Source organism: Streptomyces sp. NPDC001513 (assembly GCF_042894695.1).
In the GTDB taxonomy this organism is placed as follows: Bacteria; Actinomycetota; Actinomycetes; order Streptomycetales; family Streptomycetaceae; genus Streptomyces.
The window spans coordinates 1-19,460 of sequence record NZ_JBIAVU010000007.1; the positions used below are offsets into that span (position 1 = coordinate 1).

A 19,460-nucleotide genomic window follows, 5' to 3' on the forward strand; every position below is an offset into this window, starting at 1 on the left:
ACGCCCGGTTACATTCCGAACCCGGAAGCTAAGCCTTTCAGCGCCGATGGTACTGCAGGGGGGACCCTGTGGGAGAGTAGGACGCCGCCGAACAACCCGCCCTTTTAGCTCAGTCGGTAGAGCGTCTCCATGGTAAGGAGAAGGTCAACGGTTCGATTCCGTTAAAGGGCTCCAACAAAGAAGGCCCCCGCCAATTGGCGGGGGCCTTTTTGCGTTTCCGGCCCTTGTCAAGCCCCGACTTTCCGTGCCGTGACCCGTGAGGCCGTGCCGGGCGCAATGGAGGGGACAGTCCGATCTCCTGAGTCGCGGAAGGACCCCCCTCATGACCCTCGCAAGGATCCGACGCTTCGTCCTCGTCATCGTGATCGCCCTGGGCGCCGGCGGCGTCTCCCTGTGCTCCTCGGCGTCCGCCGCCCCGAGCGCCGCACCCGTGCGTGCCACCGCCGACGCCGACGACCCACAGGCCCGCTACAGGATGCTCAGGGAGCTTGCCCGAGGCGGGTTCGGCGGCGACATCGATTTCGGGCTCGGCCGGGGCGGGCAGGGCGCAAACGGTGGCGACACCGATCCCGGGTCCGCCGGAACGGGCGACGCGGCACGTGGCGGCGACACCGACTTCGGTGGCGGCAGCGGCGTGCCCGCGAACGACATCGACTTCGGCGTCTGGGTGGGCCCGTCCACTCCCGGCCCCGTCGTGAACTAGCGGATTAGTCGCCCTTGCGCTGTTCCGGGACGCGGAAGGCCAGGATGGCCATGTCGTCCGAGGCCGGCTCGGCCGCGAAGCGTTCCACGGCGCGCAGGACGCGCGAGGCGACCGCGCCCGCGGTGAGGCCCGTACAGGTGGTGAGGACCTCGGCGAGGCCGTCGTCGCCGAGCATGCGGGTGCCCTCGCGGCGCTCGGTCACGCCGTCGGTGACGCAGAGCAGGACGTCGCCGGGGTCGAGGGTGAGGGTCTGCTCGTACAGGTCCAGGTCCTCGATCACGCCCAGCAGGGGCTGCGGGTCCGCGGCCGCGTCGACCTGGCCGTTCGGGCGCAGGCGCAGCGGCAGCGGGTGGCCCGCGCAGACGACCTTCATGAGGGCGCCGCCGTCGGGCTGGGGGTGGAGCTCTCCGTAGAGGAGGGTGAGGAAGCGGCTGCGGGCGCCCTCGTCGAGGATGGCCGCGTTGAGGCGTTCGAGGACGGCCGGTCCGCCGAGGCCCTCGCGGGCCAGCAGGCGCAGTGCGTGCCGGGCGAGGCCGGTGACGGCGGCCGCCTCCGGGCCCGTACCGCAGACGTCGCCGATGGCGAAGCCGTACGCGCCGTCGCGGATCGGGAAGACGTCGTAGAAGTCGCCGCCCACCTCGTTGCCCTCGCCGGCGGCGCGGTAGATGACCTCGACCTCCATGCCGGGGATGGCGGGGGAGCCGGGCGGCAGCAGGCTGCGCTGGAGAGAGCGGCTGATCGCGGTGCGCTCGGAGTAGAGGCGGGCGTTGTCGAGGGCGAGCGCGGCCCGGCGGGAGAGGTCCTCGGCGAGTTCGAGGATCTCCTGGCGGAAGTGCTCCTCGCGCGGCTTGCCGAGGGTGAGCATGCCGATCACGCGGTTGCGGGCGAGGAGGGGCAGGACCACCGTCTCCCCGCCGACCGCGAGGGTCGCCTCCGTCCAGGGGCGGGCGCCGGCCTCGCGGACCGGGTCGGGCGGGCTGACCCGGGAGAGCAGGGCCTTGAGGCCGTCGATGCGCTCCTCGTCCTCGTGGAGGACGTAGGAGAGGTACGGGTCGGAGGACTGGTCGGCGATCGTGTAGACGGCGCACCAGGTGGCGAGGGTCGGGACGGTCATCTGGGCCATGAGCGCCAGCGTCTGGTCCCGGTCGAGGGTGCCGGCCAGCAGGTCGGAGGCCTCGACGAGGAAGGAGAGGGAGCCGCGGCGCAGCCGTTCCAGCTCGCCGAGGCGGGCGGATTCGACGGCGAGGGCGATGCGGTCGGCGGCGAACTGGAGGTGGAGCGCCTCTTCGTTGGAGTACCGGCCGGGGGTTTCGGCGGCGACGCCGAGGGAGCCGGTGAGCCGGCCCTCCACCTTGAGGGGGACGGTGACCGCCGAGCGCATGCCGGTGGCCTCCAGGAGCGGGACGGCTCCGGGGACCGCGGTGAGGTCGTCGTGGACGGCGGGCATGCGGGCGGAGCCGTAGCGGTTGGTGCCGGCCTCGACGGGGACGCGGGCGAAGCGCTGGCGGGTGGAGGGCAGGCCCGTGGTGGCGCGGACCTCCAGCTCGGTCTCGTCGTCGGTGGCGAGCAGCAGGAAGGCGGCGTCGGCGTCGAGGAGGTCGCGGGCGCGTTCGACGGTGCGCTGGAGGAGTCCGTCGAGGTCGTCGGGGGCGGGGGAGCCGATGAATACCTCGAAGGGGTCCGCGGGGCGCGGCTCGGTGAAGTGGCCGCTGTCGGTGGCGGGCACCCGTACCGGGGTCTGGAGCAGGGCGCGCTCGTCGTCGTGGACGAGGAGGCAGACGGTGGACGGTTCGCCGTGGGCGTCGCGGACGCGCAGGTGGGAGGCGTAGACGGGGATGACGCGGCCGTCCGAGCCGCGGACCCCGTAGCTGCCCTCCCAGCGGGACAGGCGCAGGGCCTCGGCGATGCCCGTTCCGGTGCCGGGGGTCTGCGGCCAGGCGGCGAGTTCGGCGAGGGGGCGGCCGAGGGCCTTCTCCGCGGGGTAGCCGAAGATGTGCTCGGCGTCGTCGTTCCAGGCGGAGATGGTGTCGGCCGCGTCGATCTGGAGGACGGCGACGCGGACCCGGCTGTCGGTGAGGGGGAGCATGCGGTCCGGGACGACGGGTCCGGCGGAACGGGTACCGACCGGCCGGTCTGGGAGGTCCAGGCGGAACCACACGTGCTTGTGGGTGGCCGTGTACTCGACGCCCCAGCGGGTGGCGAGGGCGGCGCAGAGCATCAGGCCGCGGCCGTTCTCGCTGTCGGCATCGGCGTACGGGCGCTGGTCGGGGTGCCGGAGCGGGAGGTCGCGCTCCGGGTAGCGGTCGGCGACCTCGACGCGTACGCCGCCCTCGGTGCGCAGGCAAAGGACCTCGGCCCGGGTTCCGGCGTGGACCACGGCATTGGTGACGAGCTCGCTGGTGAGCACCACCGCGTCGTCGACGATGTCCGCGAAACCCCAGCCCTGCAGGGTGTCGCGGACGAACGCGCGCGCGGCGGCGACCGAGCGCCCGAGGGGGTCGAAGCTGGCAGCCGCCCGTGCCGTGATCACGAATCTCCTTCGACGCGGTTGGACATCGGTTGCCAGGTTACTTACCTTCACGGTCGGCATGGTGCCGTCGTCCGGGAATCCACCCGCAGGGTACGGCGGGTGTGCGATGGTGCCGAAGTGTTATGGCCGGGTTCGGCCAGGGTGAAACACTGGGCAGGCTTGAAGAGCCGGGCAGTGGCACTCGAAGCCCGGCGGAACAGCGGTCGACCCTTTCGGGAGGGACACGGTGGAGTCTGGCGCAGCGGTGCGGCGTACGGGAACGCGGCCGAAGGGCGGACGTCCCCGGCGCGGTGGCACGACGGAGGTCGATACCGCCGCTCTGAACCGGCTGCTCACGGCGCTGGTGTCGATGCGGGACGGGAACTTCCGCAAGCGGCTGACGGTGTCCGGCGAGGGCGTGATGGCGGAGATCGCCGCCGTCTACAACGAGGTCGCCGACCGCAATCTCCACCTGACCGGGGAGCTGTCCCGGGTGCGGCGGATGGTGGGCCGCGAGGGCAAGCTCAGCGAACGGCTGGAAACGGGTGCCTGTGAGGGCTCCTGGGCGGCCGCGATCGACGCCTCGAACCAGTTGGTGGACGACCTGGCCCGGCCGGTGTCCGAGGTGGGCCGGGTGCTGTCGGCGGTGGCCGAGGGTGATCTGGACCAGCGGATGGACCTGCGGACGCAGGCCGCCGACGGGGTGGGGCATCCGCTGCGCGGCGAGTTCCTGAAGGTCGGGCGCACGGTCAACAACCTGGTCGACCAGCTGTCCGCGTTCACCGACGAGGTGACGCGGGTGGCGCTGGAGGTGGGCACCGAGGGCAAGCTCGGCGGTCAGGCCCAGGTGCGCGGTATGTCGGGTTCATGGAAGGACCTGACCGACTCCGTCAACACCATGGCGTACCGGCTCACCGCTCAGGTGCGTGATATCGCTCTCGTCACGACGGCGGTCGCCAAGGGCGATCTGTCGCGCAAGGTCACGGTGCACGTGGCCGGCGAGATGCTCCAGCTGAAGAACACCGTGAACACGATGGTGGACCAGCTGTCGTCCTTCTCCTCCGAGGTGACCCGTGTCGCCCGCGAGGTGGGTACGGAGGGCGAGCTGGGCGGCCAGGCGAAGGTGCCCGGGGTCGCGGGCGTGTGGAAGGACCTGACGGACTCCGTCAACACCATGGCCGGCAACCTGACGGCCCAGGTGCGTGGGATCGCGCAGGTGACGACGGCGGTCGCGAACGGCGACCTGTCGCAGAAGGTGCGGGTCAGCGCGCGCGGCGAGGTGGCGCAGCTGGCCGAAACGATCAACCAGATGACCGAGACGCTGCGGACCTTCGCGGACGAGGTCACGCGCGTGGCGAGCGAGGTGGGCGCCAAGGGCCTGCTGGGCGGCCAGGCGCAGGTGCCGGGGGCCGCGGGGACGTGGAAGGACCTCACCGATTCGGTGAACACGGTCTTCCGCAACCTCACGACGCAGGTGCGGGACATCGCGCAGGTGACGACGGCGGTGGCCAACGGTGACCTGTCGCAGAAGGTCACGGTGAACGTGGCCGGCGAGATGCTGGAGCTGAAGAACACCGTCAACACGATGGTGGACCAGCTCCAGTCCTTCGGTGCCGAAGTGACGCGGGTGGCCCGTGAGGTCGGTGTCGAGGGTGAGCTGGGCGGTCAGGCGCAGGTGCCGGGGGCCGCGGGGACGTGGAAGGACCTCACCGATTCGGTGAACACCGCCTTCCGCAACCTCACCGGGCAGGTCCGCAACATCGCGCAGGTGACGACGGCGGTGGCCAACGGCGATCTGTCGCAGAAGGTCACCGTGGACGTCTCGGGCGAGATGCTCCAGCTGAAGAACACCGTGAACACGATGGTGGACCAGCTGTCCTCGTTCGCCGACCAGGTGACGCGGATGGCGCGGGACGTGGGTACGGAGGGTCGGCTCGGCGGTCAGGCCCGGGTGGAGGGGGTGTCCGGCACCTGGAAGGAGCTCACCGACTCCGTCAACTTCATGGCCGGGAACCTGACCTCGCAGGTGCGCCAGATCGCCCAGGTGACGACGGCGGTGGCGCGGGGCGACCTGTCGCAGAAGATCGACGTGGACGCCCGGGGCGAGATCCTGGAGCTGAAGAACACCATCAACACGATGGTGGACCAGCTCTCCGCGTTCGCGGAGCAGGTGACCCGGGTGGCCCGGGACGTGGGTACGGAGGGCCGCCTCGGCGGTCAGGCCCAGGTGCCCGGGGTGGCCGGCGTATGGCGTGACCTGACGGACTCGGTGAACGGCATGGCCGGGAACCTGACCTCTCAGGTGCGCAACATCGCGCAGGTGGCCACGGCGGTGGCGCGCGGTGACCTGTCGCAGAAGATCGACGTGGACGCCCGGGGCGAGATCCTGGAGCTGAAGAACACCCTCAACACGATGGTCGACCAGCTCTCGAACTTCGCCGAGCAGGTGACGCGGGTGGCCCGCGAGGTGGGTACGGAGGGCATCCTCGGCGGTCAGGCGGAGGTGAAGGGGGTCTCCGGTACCTGGAAGGACCTCACGCAGTCCGTCAACTTCATGGCGAACAACCTGACGTCGCAGGTGCGCAACATCGCCGAGGTGACCACGGCCGTGGCCATGGGCGACCTCTCCAAGAAGATCACCGTCGACGCGAAGGGCGAGATCCTCGAACTCGTCACCACGGTGAACACGATGGTGGACCAGCTGTCCTCCTTCGCGGAGCAGGTGACGCGGGTGGCCCGCGAGGTGGGTTCCGAGGGCATCCTGGGCGGTCAGGCCCGGGTGCGCGGGGTCACGGGCATCTGGAAGGACCTGACCGACAACGTCAACCTGATGGCGAACAACCTGACCTCGCAGGTGCGCAACATCTCCCAGGTCTCGGCGGCGGTCGCCAATGGTGACCTGACGAAGAAGGTCACGGTCGAGGCGCGCGGCGAGGTCGCGCAGCTCGCCGACACGGTCAACACGATGGTGAAGACCCTGTCCTCGTTCGCCGACGAGGTGACGCGCGTGGCCCGCGAGGTGGGCACGGAGGGCCGCCTGGGCGGTCAGGCGCACGTGCCCGGGGTCTCGGGGACGTGGAAGGACCTCACCGACTCGGTGAACTTCATGGCCTCCAACCTCACCGGTCAGGTGCGGCAGATCGCCATGGTCACGACCGCCATCGCCAAGGGCGACATGACCAAGAAGATCGACATCGACGCCCGCGGCGAGATCCTGGAGCTCAAGACCACCATCAACACGATGGTCGACCAGCTGTCCTCGTTCGCGGACCAGGTGACGCGGGTGGCCCGCGAGGTGGGCACCGAGGGCATCCTGGGCGGCCAGGCACGCGTCCGGGACGTGGACGGCACCTGGCGGGACCTGACGGAGTCCGTGAACGAGATGGCCGGGAACCTCACCCGGCAGGTGCGCGCGATCGCGGCCGTGGCCACCGCGGTGACCCGCGGTGACCTGAGCCTGAAGGTCGACGTGGACGCGGCGGGCGAGATCCAGGTCCTCCAGGACAACATCAACACGATGATCGTCAACCTGCGCGACACCACCTTGGCCAACAAGGAGCAGGACTGGCTCAAGGGCAATCTCGCCCGGATCTCCGCCCTGATGCAGGGCCGCCGGGAGCTCGACGATGTGGCCTCGCTGATCATGAGCGAGCTGACCCCGGTGGTCTCGGCGCAGCACGGCGCGTTCTTCCTGGCGCTGCCGGCCGGCGGCACCACCGAGTTCGGGACGGAGGGGGGCGCGGACGGCTCGTACGAGCTGCGGATGCGCGGGAGTTACGCGTACGCGGGCGGCCAGATGCCCATCTCCTTCCGGCCGGGGGAGGGGCTGATCGGGACCGTCGCCGAGGAGAAGCGGACGATCCTCGTCGAGAACACCCCGCCCGGCTACCTGAAGATCTCCTCGGGGCTGGGCGAGGCGCCGCCGGCGCACGTGATCGTGCTGCCGGTGCTCTTCGAGGGGAAGGTGCTCGGCGTCATCGAGCTGGCCTCCTTCACGCCGTTCACGCAGATCCAGAAGGACTTCCTCAGCCAGATCGCCGAGATGATCGGTACGAGCGTCAACACCATCAGCGTCAACTCCAAGACGGAGATGCTGCTGAAGCAGTCGCAGGAGATGACCGAGCAGCTGCGCGAGCGCTCGGACGAGCTGGAGAACCGGCAGAAGGCCCTGCAGGCCGCCAACGCGGAGCTGGAGGAGAAGGCCGAGCTGCTGGCCCAGCAGAACCGGGACATCGAGGTGAAGAACACCGAGATCGAGGAGGCCCGGCAGGTCCTGGAGGAGCGCGCCGAGCAGCTCGCGGTCTCGATGCGCTACAAGTCCGAGTTCCTGGCGAACATGTCGCACGAGCTGCGGACCCCGCTGAACTCGCTGCTGATCCTGGCCAAGCTGCTCGCCGACAACGCGGAGGAGAACCTGTCGCCGAAGCAGGTGGAGTTCGCGGAGACCATCCACGGCGCGGGTTCGGACCTGCTCCAGCTGATCAACGACATCCTCGACCTGTCGAAGGTCGAGGCCGGGAAGATGGACGTCTCGCCGACCCGGATCGCGCTGGTCCAGCTGGTGGACTACGTGGAGGCGACGTTCCGGCCGCTGACGGCGGAGAAGGGCCTGGACTTCTCGGTCCGGGTCTCGCCGGAGCTGCCCGCCACCCTGCACACCGACGAGCAGCGGCTCCTCCAGGTGCTGCGCAACCTGCTGTCGAACGCGGTGAAGTTCACCGACGGCGGGGCGGTGGAGCTGGTGATCCGGCCGGCCGGGGCCGATGTGCCGACGGCGATCCGGGAGCAGCTGCTGGAGGCCGGTTCGCTGCGGGAGGCGGACGCGGATCTGATCGCCTTCTCGGTCACCGACACCGGGATCGGGATCGCGGCGAGCAAGATGCTGGTGATCTTCGAGGCGTTCAAGCAGGCCGACGGGACGACGAGCCGCAAGTACGGCGGCACCGGGCTGGGCCTGTCCATCAGCCGGGAGATCGCCCGGCTGCTCGGCGGGGAGATCCACGCGGCGAGCGAGCCCGGCCGCGGGTCCACCTTCACGCTGTACCTGCCGCTGCACCCGAGCGAGCTGCCCCCGCAGGGGTACGCGCCGCCCACGCCCGGCGGTGGCCGCGGCGAGCTGTACCGCAGGTCCCTGGACGGGGCGCGGCCGGTGCTGCCTTCGGCCCCGGCCGGGCCCGCGGCCGTACCGTCGGGGCCGACCCAGCCGGCGCGGCCCGCGCTGTCGGCCGCCGAACCGGGCGGACCGGGGCAGAACGGCGGGGCCGCGCTGTTCCGGCGGCGGCGCAAGGCGCTGAGCGACCTGGAGCCGCGTACGGCGGTGCCGGGGCAGCCGAACGCGGTGGCGGCCGAGGACGGCTGGGGCAGCGCGGAGGACGAACTCCCGGTGGTGCCCCGGACGTACGACTTCCACGGCGAGAAGGTGCTCATCGTGGACGACGACGTACGCAACGTCTTCGCGCTCACCAGCGTGCTGGAGCAGCACGGGCTGGCCGTGCTGTACGCGGAGAACGGGCGGGAGGGCATCGAAGTCCTGGAACAGCACGACGATGTGACGGTCGTACTGATGGACATCATGATGCCCGAGATGGACGGATACGCCACGACCTCGGCGATCCGGCGGATGCCGCAGTTCGCGGGTCTGCCGATCATCGCGCTGACGGCGAAGGCGATGAAGGGCGACCGGGAGAAGGCGATCGACTCCGGCGCTTCCGACTATGTCACCAAGCCGGTCGACCCCGACTACCTTCTGTCGGTGATGGAACAGTGGATGCGGGGCAAGTGATCGCCTGGAGAGCGATGCATACCAATTGCTGACTCACTGTGGCCGGAGCGGTGTGGGACCCCGGTAAACGGGGAACCTTCTGCTCTCCCACCACGTTTCTGCTTCGTGCACAGTGACATCCTGGTGACAGGGTGTGGCGATCTCGGGACTGGGGCTACGATGACCGGCACAAGGACGGACGGCGCAAGGATGCCGTCCTCTGGGGCGGGGCCCGGCGCACAGGCCGGAGCCAGGAGCCGGGGAGGCCCCATGCCGGGGCGAGGAGGACAGGGCATGGTGCAGAAGGCCAAGATCCTCCTGGTCGACGACCGGCCGGAGAATCTGCTGGCGCTGGAGGCCATCCTCTCCGCGCTCGATCAGACACTGGTCCGGGCGTCGTCGGGGGAGGAAGCGCTCAAGGCGCTGCTGACGGACGATTTCGCGGTCATCCTGCTGGATGTCCAGATGCCGGGGATGGACGGATTCGAGACGGCCGCGCACATCAAGCGGCGCGAGCGGACCCGGGACATCCCGATCATCTTCCTCACCGCGATCAACCACGGTCCGCACCACACGTTCCGCGGTTACGCGGCGGGTGCGGTCGACTACATCTCGAAGCCGTTCGACCCGTGGGTGCTGCGGGCCAAGGTCTCGGTCTTCGTGGAGCTGTACACGAAGAACTGCCAACTGCGCGAGCAGGCGGCCCTGCTGCGCCTCCAGCTGGAGGGCGGCAGCTCGAACGGCGTGGACGCCAGCAAGGAGACGGCCGGTCTGCTGGCCGAGCTCTCCGCGCGGCTCGCGGCGGTCGAGGAGCAGGCCGAGGCGCTGACCAAGCAGCTCGGCGAGGACTCGGCCGACGCGGGCGTGGTGGCGACCGCGGCCCACCTGGAGCGCAAGCTCACGGGGCTGCGGCGGGCGCTCGACGCCCTGGAGCCCGGGACCGCCGGAGGAGCTCCGGCCCTGCCTTCGCAGAACTGACCGCGCGGGCATCGGCTCTGGCGGTGCGTCAAAGCACCCACGGAGCCGACGACACGAACGGGTGAAGGGGTGGGCACGCGTGTCCACCGGCGCGCGCACCGGTAACCTCGGGCCCATGGCCTCAAGTACGTCCGGCAAGGGTTCCCAGAGCACCGCGGGCACCGCGAAGGGCCGCACCGGCCGTACGACGGCGCCGGCGAAGAAGGCGGCCCCCGCGCGCAAGCCCCCGGCGAAGAAGGCCGCGGCCGCCAAGCGCGCCCCGGCCAAGAAGGCGGCGGCCAAACCCGCGCCGTCCCCGACGGGAGGCGTGGTGCGGCTGGTGCGCGCGGTGTGGCTTGGCTGCGCCCACGCGGTCGGCGCCGTCTTCCGCGGGATCGGCCAGGGGGCCAAGAACCTCGACCCCGCCCACCGCAAGGACGGCGTCGCGCTGCTGCTGCTCGCCCTCGCGCTGATCGTGGCCGCCGGTACCTGGTCGAACCTGAGCGGTCCGGTCGGGGATCTGGTGACCATGCTGGTCACCGGTGCCTTCGGGCGACTGGATCTGCTCGTGCCGATCCTGCTCGGCGTCATGGCGGTACGTTTCATCCGCCATCCCGAGCAGACCGACGCCAACGGCCGCATCGGCATCGGGCTCTCCGCCCTCGTCATCGGGGTCCTGGGCCTGGTCCACATCGCCTGCGGGGCGCCCGGCCGCGACGAGGGCACCACCGCGATGCAGAACGCGGGCGGGCTCGTCGGCTGGGCCGCGTCCAAGCCGCTGATCTTCACCATGGGCGCGCCGCTGGCCGTGCCCATGCTGGTGCTGCTCACGATCTTCGGGCTGCTCGTGGTCACCGCGACCCCGGTCAACGCGATCCCGCAGCGGCTGCGCAGGCTCGGCATCCGGCTCGGGATCATCGCCCCCAACGCCTACGACGAGGGGTACGGGGAGGCCGAGGGCGCCGCCGACCGGCGGGACCGTCACGATGCGGAGCAGTGGCGGGCCCGTACGGGCGCCTCCGACGACCCGGCGGACGCGGCCGAGGAGGAGGCGCTCGCCCGGCGGCGCCGGCCGCGCCGGGGCTCCGCCCGGCCGGCCATGGACCGGGAGATGGACGCCGTCGACGTGGCCGCGGCGGCCGCCGCCGCGCTGGACGGGGCGGTCTACGGCGGGCTGCCGCCCTCCCCGCTCGTCGCCGACCTCACGCACGGCATCACCGTCGAGCGGGAGGGCGCGGAGATCACCGCGCCCGTGCCGACCGCCCGCGGTGAGCGCCCCGCGGCACCCGCCGCCCCCGAGCCCCCGGGCGCCTCCGAGGCCCCGGCCGCCTCGGCGCCCCCCGCCGAGCAGCCGCACGCCACCACCGCCGCGGCCTCCGGGACGCTGTCGGTGCCCGACCTGACCAAGGCCGCGCCGCAGACCCAGGCGCTGCCGCCGCGCGCCGAGCAGCTCCAGCTGCGCGGGGACATCACGTACGCCCTGCCCTCGCTGGACCTGCTGGAGAAGGGCGGGCCCGGCAAGACCCGCAGCGCCGCCAACGACGCGGTGGTGGCCTCGCTGCGCAACGTGTTCACCGAGTTCAAGGTCGACGCGGACGTCACCGGCTTCACCCGGGGGCCGACCGTCACCCGGTACGAGGTCACGCTGGGCGCCGCGGTCAAGGTCGAACGGATCACCGCCCTGACCAAGAACATCGCCTACGCCGTGGCCTCGCCGGACGTGCGGATCATCAGCCCGATCCCGGGCAAGTCGGCCGTCGGCATCGAGATCCCGAACACCGACCGCGAGATGGTCAACCTGGGCGACGTACTGCGCCTCGCGGACGCGGCCGAGGACGACCACCCGATGCTGGTCGCGCTCGGCAAGGACGTCGAGGGCGGCTACGTCATGGCCAACCTCGCCAAGATGCCGCACGTGCTGGTCGCCGGCGCCACCGGTTCCGGAAAGTCCTCCTGCATCAACTGCCTGATCACCTCCGTGATGGTCCGGGCGACCCCGGAGGACGTGCGGATGGTGCTCGTCGACCCCAAGCGGGTCGAGCTGACGGCGTACGAGGGCATCCCGCACCTGATCACGCCGATCATCACCAACCCCAAGCGGGCCGCCGAGGCCCTGCAGTGGGTCGTGCGCGAGATGGACCTGCGCTACGACGACCTGGCGGCCTTCGGCTACCGGCACATCGACGACTTCAACCAGGCCATCCGGGACGGCAAGATCAAACTGCCGCCGGGCAGCGAGCGGGAGCTCAGCCCGTACCCGTACCTGCTGGTGATCGTCGACGAGCTCGCCGACCTGATGATGGTGGCCCCGCGCGACGTCGAGGACTCGATCGTCCGGATCACCCAGCTGGCCCGTGCGGCCGGCATCCACCTGGTGCTCGCCACCCAGCGGCCCTCGGTGGACGTGGTCACCGGCCTGATCAAGGCGAACGTGCCCTCGCGCCTGGCCTTCGCCACCTCCTCGCTCGCCGACAGCCGGGTCATCCTCGACCAGCCGGGCGCCGAGAAGCTGATCGGCAAGGGCGACGGGCTGTTCCTGCCGATGGGGGCCAACAAGCCGGTCCGCCTCCAGGGGGCCTTCGTCACCGAGGACGAGATCGCCGGGATCGTCCAGCACTGCAAGGACCAGATGGCGCCCGTCTTCCGGGAGGACGTCACCGTCGGGCAGAAGCAGAAGAAGGAGATCGACGAGGACATCGGCGACGACCTGGACCTGCTGTGCCAGGCGGCGGAGCTGGTGGTCACCACGCAGTTCGGCTCCACCTCGATGCTCCAGCGCAAGCTGCGGGTGGGCTTCGCCAAGGCCGGGCGGCTGATGGACCTCATGGAATCGCGGGGGATCGTCGGCCCGAGCGAGGGTTCGAAGGCGCGCGACGTCCTGCTGAAGGCCGACGACCTGGACGACGTGCTCGCGGTCATCCGCGGCGAGGCCCATCCGTAACCAATTCGCGAGCAACCGTTTCCCTTGGGCCCACGTCCAGTTGAAGGGAGGTAGTGGTACCCGCGCACGACCTCGCGTACGGCGTCGGTCCGCCACGCCGGAGCAGACCTCCCTTCGCCATTCATATGGCGTATGAAGTGCACCCTCCGGTTGCTTCACCCTTTCGTCACCCCCCTAGACTGGACATCCAGCAGGTGGCTACACGCTCGAAAGGCGCCCACGTGTCCATCGGCAACGCCAACTCCCCCGAAGAAGAGCGGCCTTCGACCGACGACCGGTCCGAGGACCGCATCGTCGAACGACCCGTCGAGACCCCGTCCATCGGGACCGCCCTCAAGAAGGCCCGCATCGCCGCCGGGCTCACCGTCGACGAGGTCAGTTCCGTCACCCGCGTGCGCATCCCGATCGTGCACGCGATCGAAGAGGACGACTTCACGCGGTGCGGCGGCGACGTGTACGCCCGCGGTCACATCCGTACGCTCGCCCGCGCCGTCCACCTCGACCCGGTACCCCTGGTCGACAGCTACGACGCGGCCCACGGCGGCCGGCCGGCACCCACACCCGCCGCGCCGATGTTCGATGCCGAGCGCATCCGGCCCGAACGGCAGCGGCCCAACTGGACCGCGGCCATGGTCGCCGCCATCGTCGCCGTGATCGGCTTCGTGGGCTTCACCGCCTTCAGCGGCGGCGACGCGAAGGACAAGCGGCCGGTGGCGGAAGGTTCCGCCACCCCGAAGCCCACAGCCACCAAGCAGACCGGGGGCAAGCCGGCCGCGCAGCCTCAGCAGACCCCGGCCGCGCCCAAGCCGGAGCCCTCGGACAGCGCGATCGCCGCCGCGCCCAAGGACCTCGTCACGGTCGTCCTGACGGCCGACACCGGCGAGAGCTGGATCTCCGCGAAGGACTCCACCGGCCGGCTGCTCTTCGACGGCACCCTCACGCAGGGTGAGTCCAAGACCTTCACGGACAAGGAGTCCGTCGACCTCGTGCTCGGCGACGCCGGGGTCGTGAAGCTCTTCGTGAACGGCAAGGAGATCAAGGACGACTTCCAGCCGGGTCAGGTGGAACGGCTCACATACACCAAGGCGGACCCTCTTCAGGATCAGCCCCAGGCGGGCTGAGCAGAGGCCGCCCCCGGGCGGAACAGGGAAATCCGGATCCCCGGGGTGCTGCGCCGCACCCCGGGGATCTTGCTGTACGGGGACTTGCGGCTGGGGCCGACGCCGGGACGAAGTAGTCTTGAGTCCATGCCCGAACGCCGTACCGTCGCCCTTGTCACTCTTGGCTGCGCCCGTAACGAGGTGGACTCGGAGGAGCTCGCAGGCCGCTTGGCGGCGGATGGCTGGGAGCTCGTCGAGGACGCCGCCGATGCGGACGTAGCCGTCGTCAACACCTGCGGCTTCGTCGAAGCCGCCAAAAAGGACTCCGTAGACGCCCTCCTGGAAGCCAACGATCTCAAGGATCACGGCAAGACCCAGGCGGTCGTCGCCGTCGGCTGCATGGCCGAGCGCTACGGCAAGGAGCTCGCAGAAGCCCTTCCGGAAGCCGACGGAGTCCTCGGTTTCGACGACTACGCCGACATCTCCAACCGCCTCCAGACCATCCTGAACGGTGGCAGCGTGGAGGCCCACACCCCGCGCGACCGGCGCAAGCTGCTGCCGATCAGCCCCGCGGAGCGGCAGAGCGCCGAGGTCGCCCTTCCCGGCCACGCCCAGGAGCCGGCCGAGGCCCCCGCCGACCTGCCCACCGGGCTCGCGCCCGCCTCCGGGCCGCGCGCACCCCTGCGCCGCCGCCTGGACAAGAGCCCCGTGGCCTCGGTCAAGCTGGCCTCCGGCTGCGACCGCCGCTGCACCTTCTGCGCCATCCCGTCCTTCCGCGGCTCCTTCATCTCCCGCCGCCCCAGCGACGTGCTGGGCGAGACCCGCTGGCTCGCCGAGCAGGGCGTCAAGGAGGTCATGCTGGTCTCCGAGAACAACACCTCGTACGGCAAGGACCTCGGCGACATCCGGCTGCTGGAGAGCCTGCTGCCCGAGCTGGCCGCGGTGGACGGCATCGAGCGCGTGCGCGTGAGCTACCTGCAGCCCGCCGAGATGCGGCCGGGCCTGATCGACGTACTCACCTCGACCCCCAAGGTCGTGCCGTACTTCGACCTGTCCTTCCAGCACTCGGCCCCCGACGTGCTGCGCGCCATGCGCCGCTTCGGTGACACCGACCGGTTCCTGGAGCTGCTGGACACCATCCGGAGCAAGGCCCCGCAGGCCGGCGTGCGGTCCAACTTCATCGTCGGCTTCCCCGGCGAGAAGGAGTCGGACTTCGCCGAGCTGGAGCGTTTCCTCACCCACGCGCGCCTCGACGCCATCGGCATCTTCGGCTACTCCGACGAGGACGGCACCGAGGCCGTCGGCTACGACCACAAGCTGGACGAGGACACCATCGCCGAGCGGCTCGCGCACATGCAGCGGCTCGCCGAGGAGCTCACCTCGCAGCGCGCCGAGGAGCGCATCGGAGAGACCCTGGAGGTACTCGTCGAGTCCGTGGAGACGGTGGACGAGGACGGCGACGGTGCCTACGGGCGCGCCGCCCACCAGGCCCCCGAAACCGACGGCCAGGTCGTCTTCACGGACAGCACGGGCCTGGTCCCCGGGCGTATCGTCACGGCCAAGGTGGTCGGCACCCTCGGTGTGGACCTGGTGGCGGAGCCCCTGGGCATGGATCTTGAGGAGGCGGCCGGATGACCGGAGTCCCGGCATCTGCGGCGGGCGGGACCGATCGCCGGCCCGTACCCGGCGCGAAGCTGGGGGCCGCTGCGGTCAATCAGGCCAGCCTGTGGAACATCGCCAACATCCTGACGATGATCAGGCTCGCCCTGGTGCCGGGATTCGTCTTCCTGCTGCTCGCCGAGGGCGGCTACGACCCGGCCTGGCGCGCCTGGGCCTGGGCGGCGTTCGCCGTCGCCATGATCACGGACATCTTCGACGGGCACCTGGCCCGCACGTACAACCTGGTCACGGACTTCGGCAAGATCGCCGACCCCATCGCCGACAAGGCGATCATGGGGTCGGCGCTGATCTGCCTCTCCTGGCTCGGGGACCTTCCCTGGTGGGTGACCGGGGTGATCCTCGGGCGGGAGCTGGGGATCACGCTGCTGCGCTTCTGGGTCATCCGCTACGGGGTGATTCCGGCCAGCCGCGGCGGCAAGCTCAAGACGCTGGCCCAGGGCACGGCGGTGGGCATGTACGTGCTCGCGCTGACCGGCCCGCTGGCGACCTTGCGCTTCTGGGTGATGGCGGTCGCCGTCGTGCTGACCGTCGTCACCGGTTTGGACTACATCCGGCAGGCGGTCGTCCTGCGCCGCCAGGGCCTTTCGGCGGAGCGGGCCGCGCGGTGACCTACGGGGCGGGGAATTCCTTCCGGTGACCGGAGGCGGAGCGCAGACGTCCGGCGGGGCCGGCGCGGTCGAAGCGGTAGATCATGTGTTCGATCTGGCCGCGGAGGCGCTGCGACTGCTCACGGAAAGTGACCAGACTCTCGCCGTGGCGGAATCCCTGACCGGCGGCATGGTGGCCGCCGAGCTCACGGCGGTCCCCGGCGCCTCGCGGTCCTTCCGCGGATCGGTCACGGCGTACGCCACGGAGATCAAGCACCGGGTCCTCGGGGTGGACGCGGAGCTACTCGCGGCCGAAGGTGCGGTGAACGCGCAGGTCGCGGCGGAGATGGCAGCCGGTGTCCGGCGGGTGATGGGCGCTTCGTGGGGAATTGCGACCACCGGGGTGGCCGGTCCGGAGCCGCAGGACGGGCAGCCGGTGGGCACCGTCTTCGTCGCGGTGGACGGTCCGGGGGGCAGGAAAACGGTCCGGCTGAGGTTGAACGGCTCCCGTGCGGAAATTCGTAGGGAGAGTGCACGCACAGTGCTCGAGCTTCTCTCAGGCCAACTCCGTGAGAATGCGCGGAGGCAGGATACGGAACAGAACGGGGGGATTTGATGTTTGCAGCCCTGAGTGAACACGACATCGCTCCCCGCACGGCCGCGGCGCGAGGCGGTACGGTGGGGCGTGAAGGATGCGGCTACACGGTCAGAGGAGGGAGCCACCGATGATTCTGCTCCGTCGCCTGCTGGGTGACGTGCTGCGTCGGCAGCGCCAGCGCCAGGGCCGTACTCTGCGCGAAGTCTCCTCGTCGGCCCGAGTTTCGCTCGGCTATCTCTCCGAGGTGGAGCGGGGGCAGAAGGAGGCATCCTCCGAGCTGCTCTCCGCGATCTGCGACGCGTTGGACGTACGGATGTCCGAGCTGATGCGCGAAGTCAGTGACGAACTGTCGCTGGCCGAGCTGGCACAGTCGGCCGCGGCAAGCGAACCGGTGAGCGTACCGGTCCGCCCGATGCTCAATTCGGTCTCCATGGCTTCGGTCACGGGTGGACCGGAGCGGGTGACCATCAAGGCGCCTGCGGAAGCGGTGAATGTCGTAGCCGCGTGAGCGAGCACGTGAGCGTTTGAGCGTGGCCGGAGCCCCGGTCGGTGCGTGAAGCACCGGCCGGGGCTCCCGGCCGTTCTGGGTGCGGTACCGGGGGTGGTGCGGGAGGATGGGGCGGTCCGGGTCCCGGCCCTCCCCCAGGCTCTGTCTGGGGGGACCCCCAGGGAGGTAGCCGTGCGGCGGTTACTGCGCATACCTGCGGCATGGGCCCTCGCGCTGACGGTGGGGGTGCTGTGGTGGTGGGCCGTACTGCGGCTGGTCCTGGCGCCCGAGGAGTCCGGGGCGGTGGAGGGTGCGGTGGCGGTGGGCGGCTGGGGGCTGGGGCTGCTGCCGGTGCACTGCGTACCGGGCCCGGTGCGGAAGGCCCGGCGGTCGGCGGGTGCCGACGTCCGCGGCGGGGCCGTTTTCACCGGGGGAGCGGACGGTCCGGGCGATGCCGGGTCTACCAGGGCATCGACACTCCGCCGTTCGGGCGAAGGATCTGACCCGTCATGAAGGACGAGGCGTCCGAGGCCAGGTAGAGCACCGCCTGGGCGATGTCCTCGGGCTCGCCGACCCGGCGCAGGGGGGACATGCGGACCATCGCCGCCTCGGTCTGCTCCTGGACCTCGGGGCTGTGGCGGCCGGTCATCGGGGTGCGGATCCAGCCGGGAGCGACGGCGTTGACGCGTATGCCGTGCGGGCCGGCCTCGGTGGCGAGGGTCTTGGTCAGCTGGACCACGGCGGCCTTGGCGGCGCTGTAGCAGAGCAGGCCGGGCTGGGCGGCGTCCACGGCCCCGGAGGCCATGGTGACGATGGAACCGCGGCGGCCCGCCGCGATCATGCTGCGGGCGGCCTCCTGGCAGGTGCGCAGCACCCCCTTGAAATTGATGTCCAGGACCCGGTCGAGATCCTCGTCGGTCGTCTCCAGGACGCTGCTGGTGTGCATGACGCCGGCGATGGCGGCCGTGATGTCGAGCGGGCCCGCCGCGGTCACGGCCGCCCGGAGCGCGGCCCGGTCGGTGACGTCGAGGGGATGGACGGTGGCGCCGCCGCCGGCCTTGGTGACGAGGGCGGCCGTCTCGGCGAGGCCCTGCTCGTCGCGGTCCGCGCAGTGGACGTGGGCGCCCGCCTCGGCGAGGAGGACGGCGGTGGCGCGGCCGATGCCGCTGGCGGCGCCGGTGACCAGGGCGGTGCGGCCGGTGAGGTCGTACGAGGCTGTGGGTGTGGGCATGCCGGGACGGTACGACTGGATCTGACGGACCGTCAACCAGGGCGTCCTGTTGCCTGGACACCGCCTACGGCGTGGGCCCCGGCTGGCAGCGGGGGCACCAGTAGGTGGGGCGGCCGTCCTGGGGGGCCTCGCGGACGGGTGTGCCGCAGCGCAGGCACGGGCGGTGGGTGCGGCCGTAGACGAAGAGGTCCTGGCCGGGGCGGCGGCTGCCGGTCGTATTGCGGGGGCCGGGCCGCTCGCCGGTGTTCGCGGACAGCAGGCGGTGGGCGGCGGAGGCCAGTCGGGGCAGGGCCGACTCGGGGAGCGCGCCGACCGGGGTCCACGGGGTGACCTGGGCCAGGAAGCACAGCTCGGCCTTGTAGATGTTGCCGATCCCGGCGAGGTTGCGCTGGTCGAGCAGGGCCTCGCCGAGGGGGCGCTCGGGGGCGGCGAGCAGGTTGGCGGCGGCGCGCGCGGGATCCCAGTCCGGGCCGAGGAGATCGGGGCCGAGGTGGCCCACGGCCCGGTCCTCGTCGGCGGTGCGGATCAGCTCCAGGACGGGAAGGCGGTAGCCGACGGCGGTGTGCCCGGCGGTGCCGAGGACGGCCCGGATCTCGTGGACGGGGCCGCCGCGCCACTTCTCGCCGGTGGCGAAGACGTGCCAGGCGCCGTCCATGCGGAGGTGGGTGTGCAGGGTGAGGCCGCCCTCGAAGCGGGCGAGGAGGTGTTTGCCGCGGGGGGTGACGTCGAGGGTGACGCGGCCGGTGAGGTCGGCGGTGGCGAAGCGGGGGACGCGGAGGTCGCTGCGGGTGAGTTCGCGGCCTGCCAGGGCGGCGTGGAGCCGGGTCGCCGCGCGCCGGATGCTGTCGCCTTCGGGCATGGGGCCATTCTCACCCGTCTGCGGCCTGCGTGAGCCTCAGTGGGGCC

At 71.1% G+C, this 19,460-nt stretch carries 12 protein-coding genes, 1 tRNA gene and 1 rRNA gene; 11 read left to right on the top strand and 3 right to left on the bottom strand.

The window, feature by feature from the left end; translation table 11 throughout:
- From rrf to ACFYZ4_RS16915, 3 genes are all read left to right on the top strand, one after another.
- Positions 1–93 (top strand): 5S ribosomal RNA (gene rrf, locus ACFYZ4_RS16905); the annotation flags it as partial.
- A gap of 5 nt (positions 94–98) precedes the next feature.
- Positions 99–174, top strand: a tRNA-Thr gene (locus ACFYZ4_RS16910).
- Between the two features lie 148 nt (positions 175–322).
- Positions 323–703 carry a hypothetical protein gene (locus ACFYZ4_RS16915; protein ID WP_351293763.1) on the top strand — a complete coding sequence of 127 codons (381 nt, stop codon included), beginning with the start codon at positions 323–325 and terminating at the stop codon, positions 701–703.
- 4 nt (positions 704–707) lie between these two features.
- Here the strand turns inward: ACFYZ4_RS16915 and ACFYZ4_RS16920 are convergent, their stop codons facing one another.
- Positions 708–3,293, bottom strand: a complete 2,586-nt coding sequence (locus ACFYZ4_RS16920) for a SpoIIE family protein phosphatase (protein ID WP_384340643.1) — start codon at positions 3,291–3,293, stop codon at positions 708–710.
- 166 nt (positions 3,294–3,459) lie between these two features.
- Here ACFYZ4_RS16920 and ACFYZ4_RS16925 point away from each other — a divergent pair, with 166 nt between their 5' ends.
- The 8 genes from ACFYZ4_RS16925 (at position 3,460) to ACFYZ4_RS16960 (ending at position 17,344) form a co-directional block, all read left to right on the top strand.
- Complete coding sequence (locus tag ACFYZ4_RS16925; protein ID WP_351293757.1) at positions 3,460–8,994, top strand: HAMP domain-containing protein; 5,535 nt, start codon at positions 3,460–3,462, stop codon at positions 8,992–8,994.
- 273 nt (positions 8,995–9,267) lie between these two features.
- Entirely contained in the window at positions 9,268–9,951 is a 684-nt protein-coding gene (locus ACFYZ4_RS16930; protein WP_319729795.1) for a response regulator, read from the top strand.
- Positions 9,952–10,066: 115 nt separating this feature from the next.
- Positions 10,067–12,871, top strand: a complete 2,805-nt coding sequence (locus ACFYZ4_RS16935) for a DNA translocase FtsK (RefSeq protein ID WP_351293754.1) — start codon at positions 10,067–10,069, stop codon at positions 12,869–12,871.
- Positions 12,872–13,092: 221 nt separating this feature from the next.
- On the top strand, positions 13,093–13,992 hold the full coding sequence (locus tag ACFYZ4_RS16940) for a RodZ domain-containing protein (RefSeq protein ID WP_351293751.1): 900 nt from the start codon (positions 13,093–13,095) through the stop codon (positions 13,990–13,992).
- Positions 13,993–14,118: 126 nt separating this feature from the next.
- Entirely contained in the window at positions 14,119–15,606 is a 1,488-nt protein-coding gene (rimO, locus tag ACFYZ4_RS16945; RefSeq protein WP_351293748.1) for a 30S ribosomal protein S12 methylthiotransferase RimO, read from the top strand.
- Positions 15,603–16,259: a CDP-diacylglycerol--glycerol-3-phosphate 3-phosphatidyltransferase gene (gene pgsA, locus ACFYZ4_RS16950; protein ID WP_351293746.1), complete on the top strand. Its 657-nt coding sequence runs from the start codon at positions 15,603–15,605 to the stop codon at positions 16,257–16,259. The genes rimO and pgsA overlap by 4 nt, the downstream gene beginning before the upstream one ends.
- Before the next feature lie 85 nt (positions 16,260–16,344).
- Entirely contained in the window at positions 16,345–16,854 is a 510-nt protein-coding gene (locus ACFYZ4_RS16955; protein WP_351293772.1) for a CinA family protein, read from the top strand.
- Between the two features lie 109 nt (positions 16,855–16,963).
- Positions 16,964–17,344, top strand: coding sequence for a helix-turn-helix domain-containing protein (locus ACFYZ4_RS16960; RefSeq protein ID WP_030012484.1), 381 nt, complete (start codon positions 16,964–16,966; stop codon positions 17,342–17,344).
- A gap of 439 nt (positions 17,345–17,783) precedes the next feature.
- Here ACFYZ4_RS16960 and ACFYZ4_RS16965 read toward each other — a convergent pair whose 3' ends face one another.
- Positions 17,784–18,554, bottom strand: coding sequence for an SDR family NAD(P)-dependent oxidoreductase (locus ACFYZ4_RS16965; protein ID WP_351293743.1), 771 nt, complete (start codon positions 18,552–18,554; stop codon positions 17,784–17,786).
- A gap of 64 nt (positions 18,555–18,618) precedes the next feature.
- A complete protein-coding gene (locus ACFYZ4_RS16970) occupies positions 18,619–19,413 on the bottom strand; it encodes a DNA-formamidopyrimidine glycosylase family protein (protein WP_351293740.1) in 795 nt (264 codons plus the stop codon).
- Between the last annotated feature and the right edge of the window lie 47 nt (positions 19,414–19,460).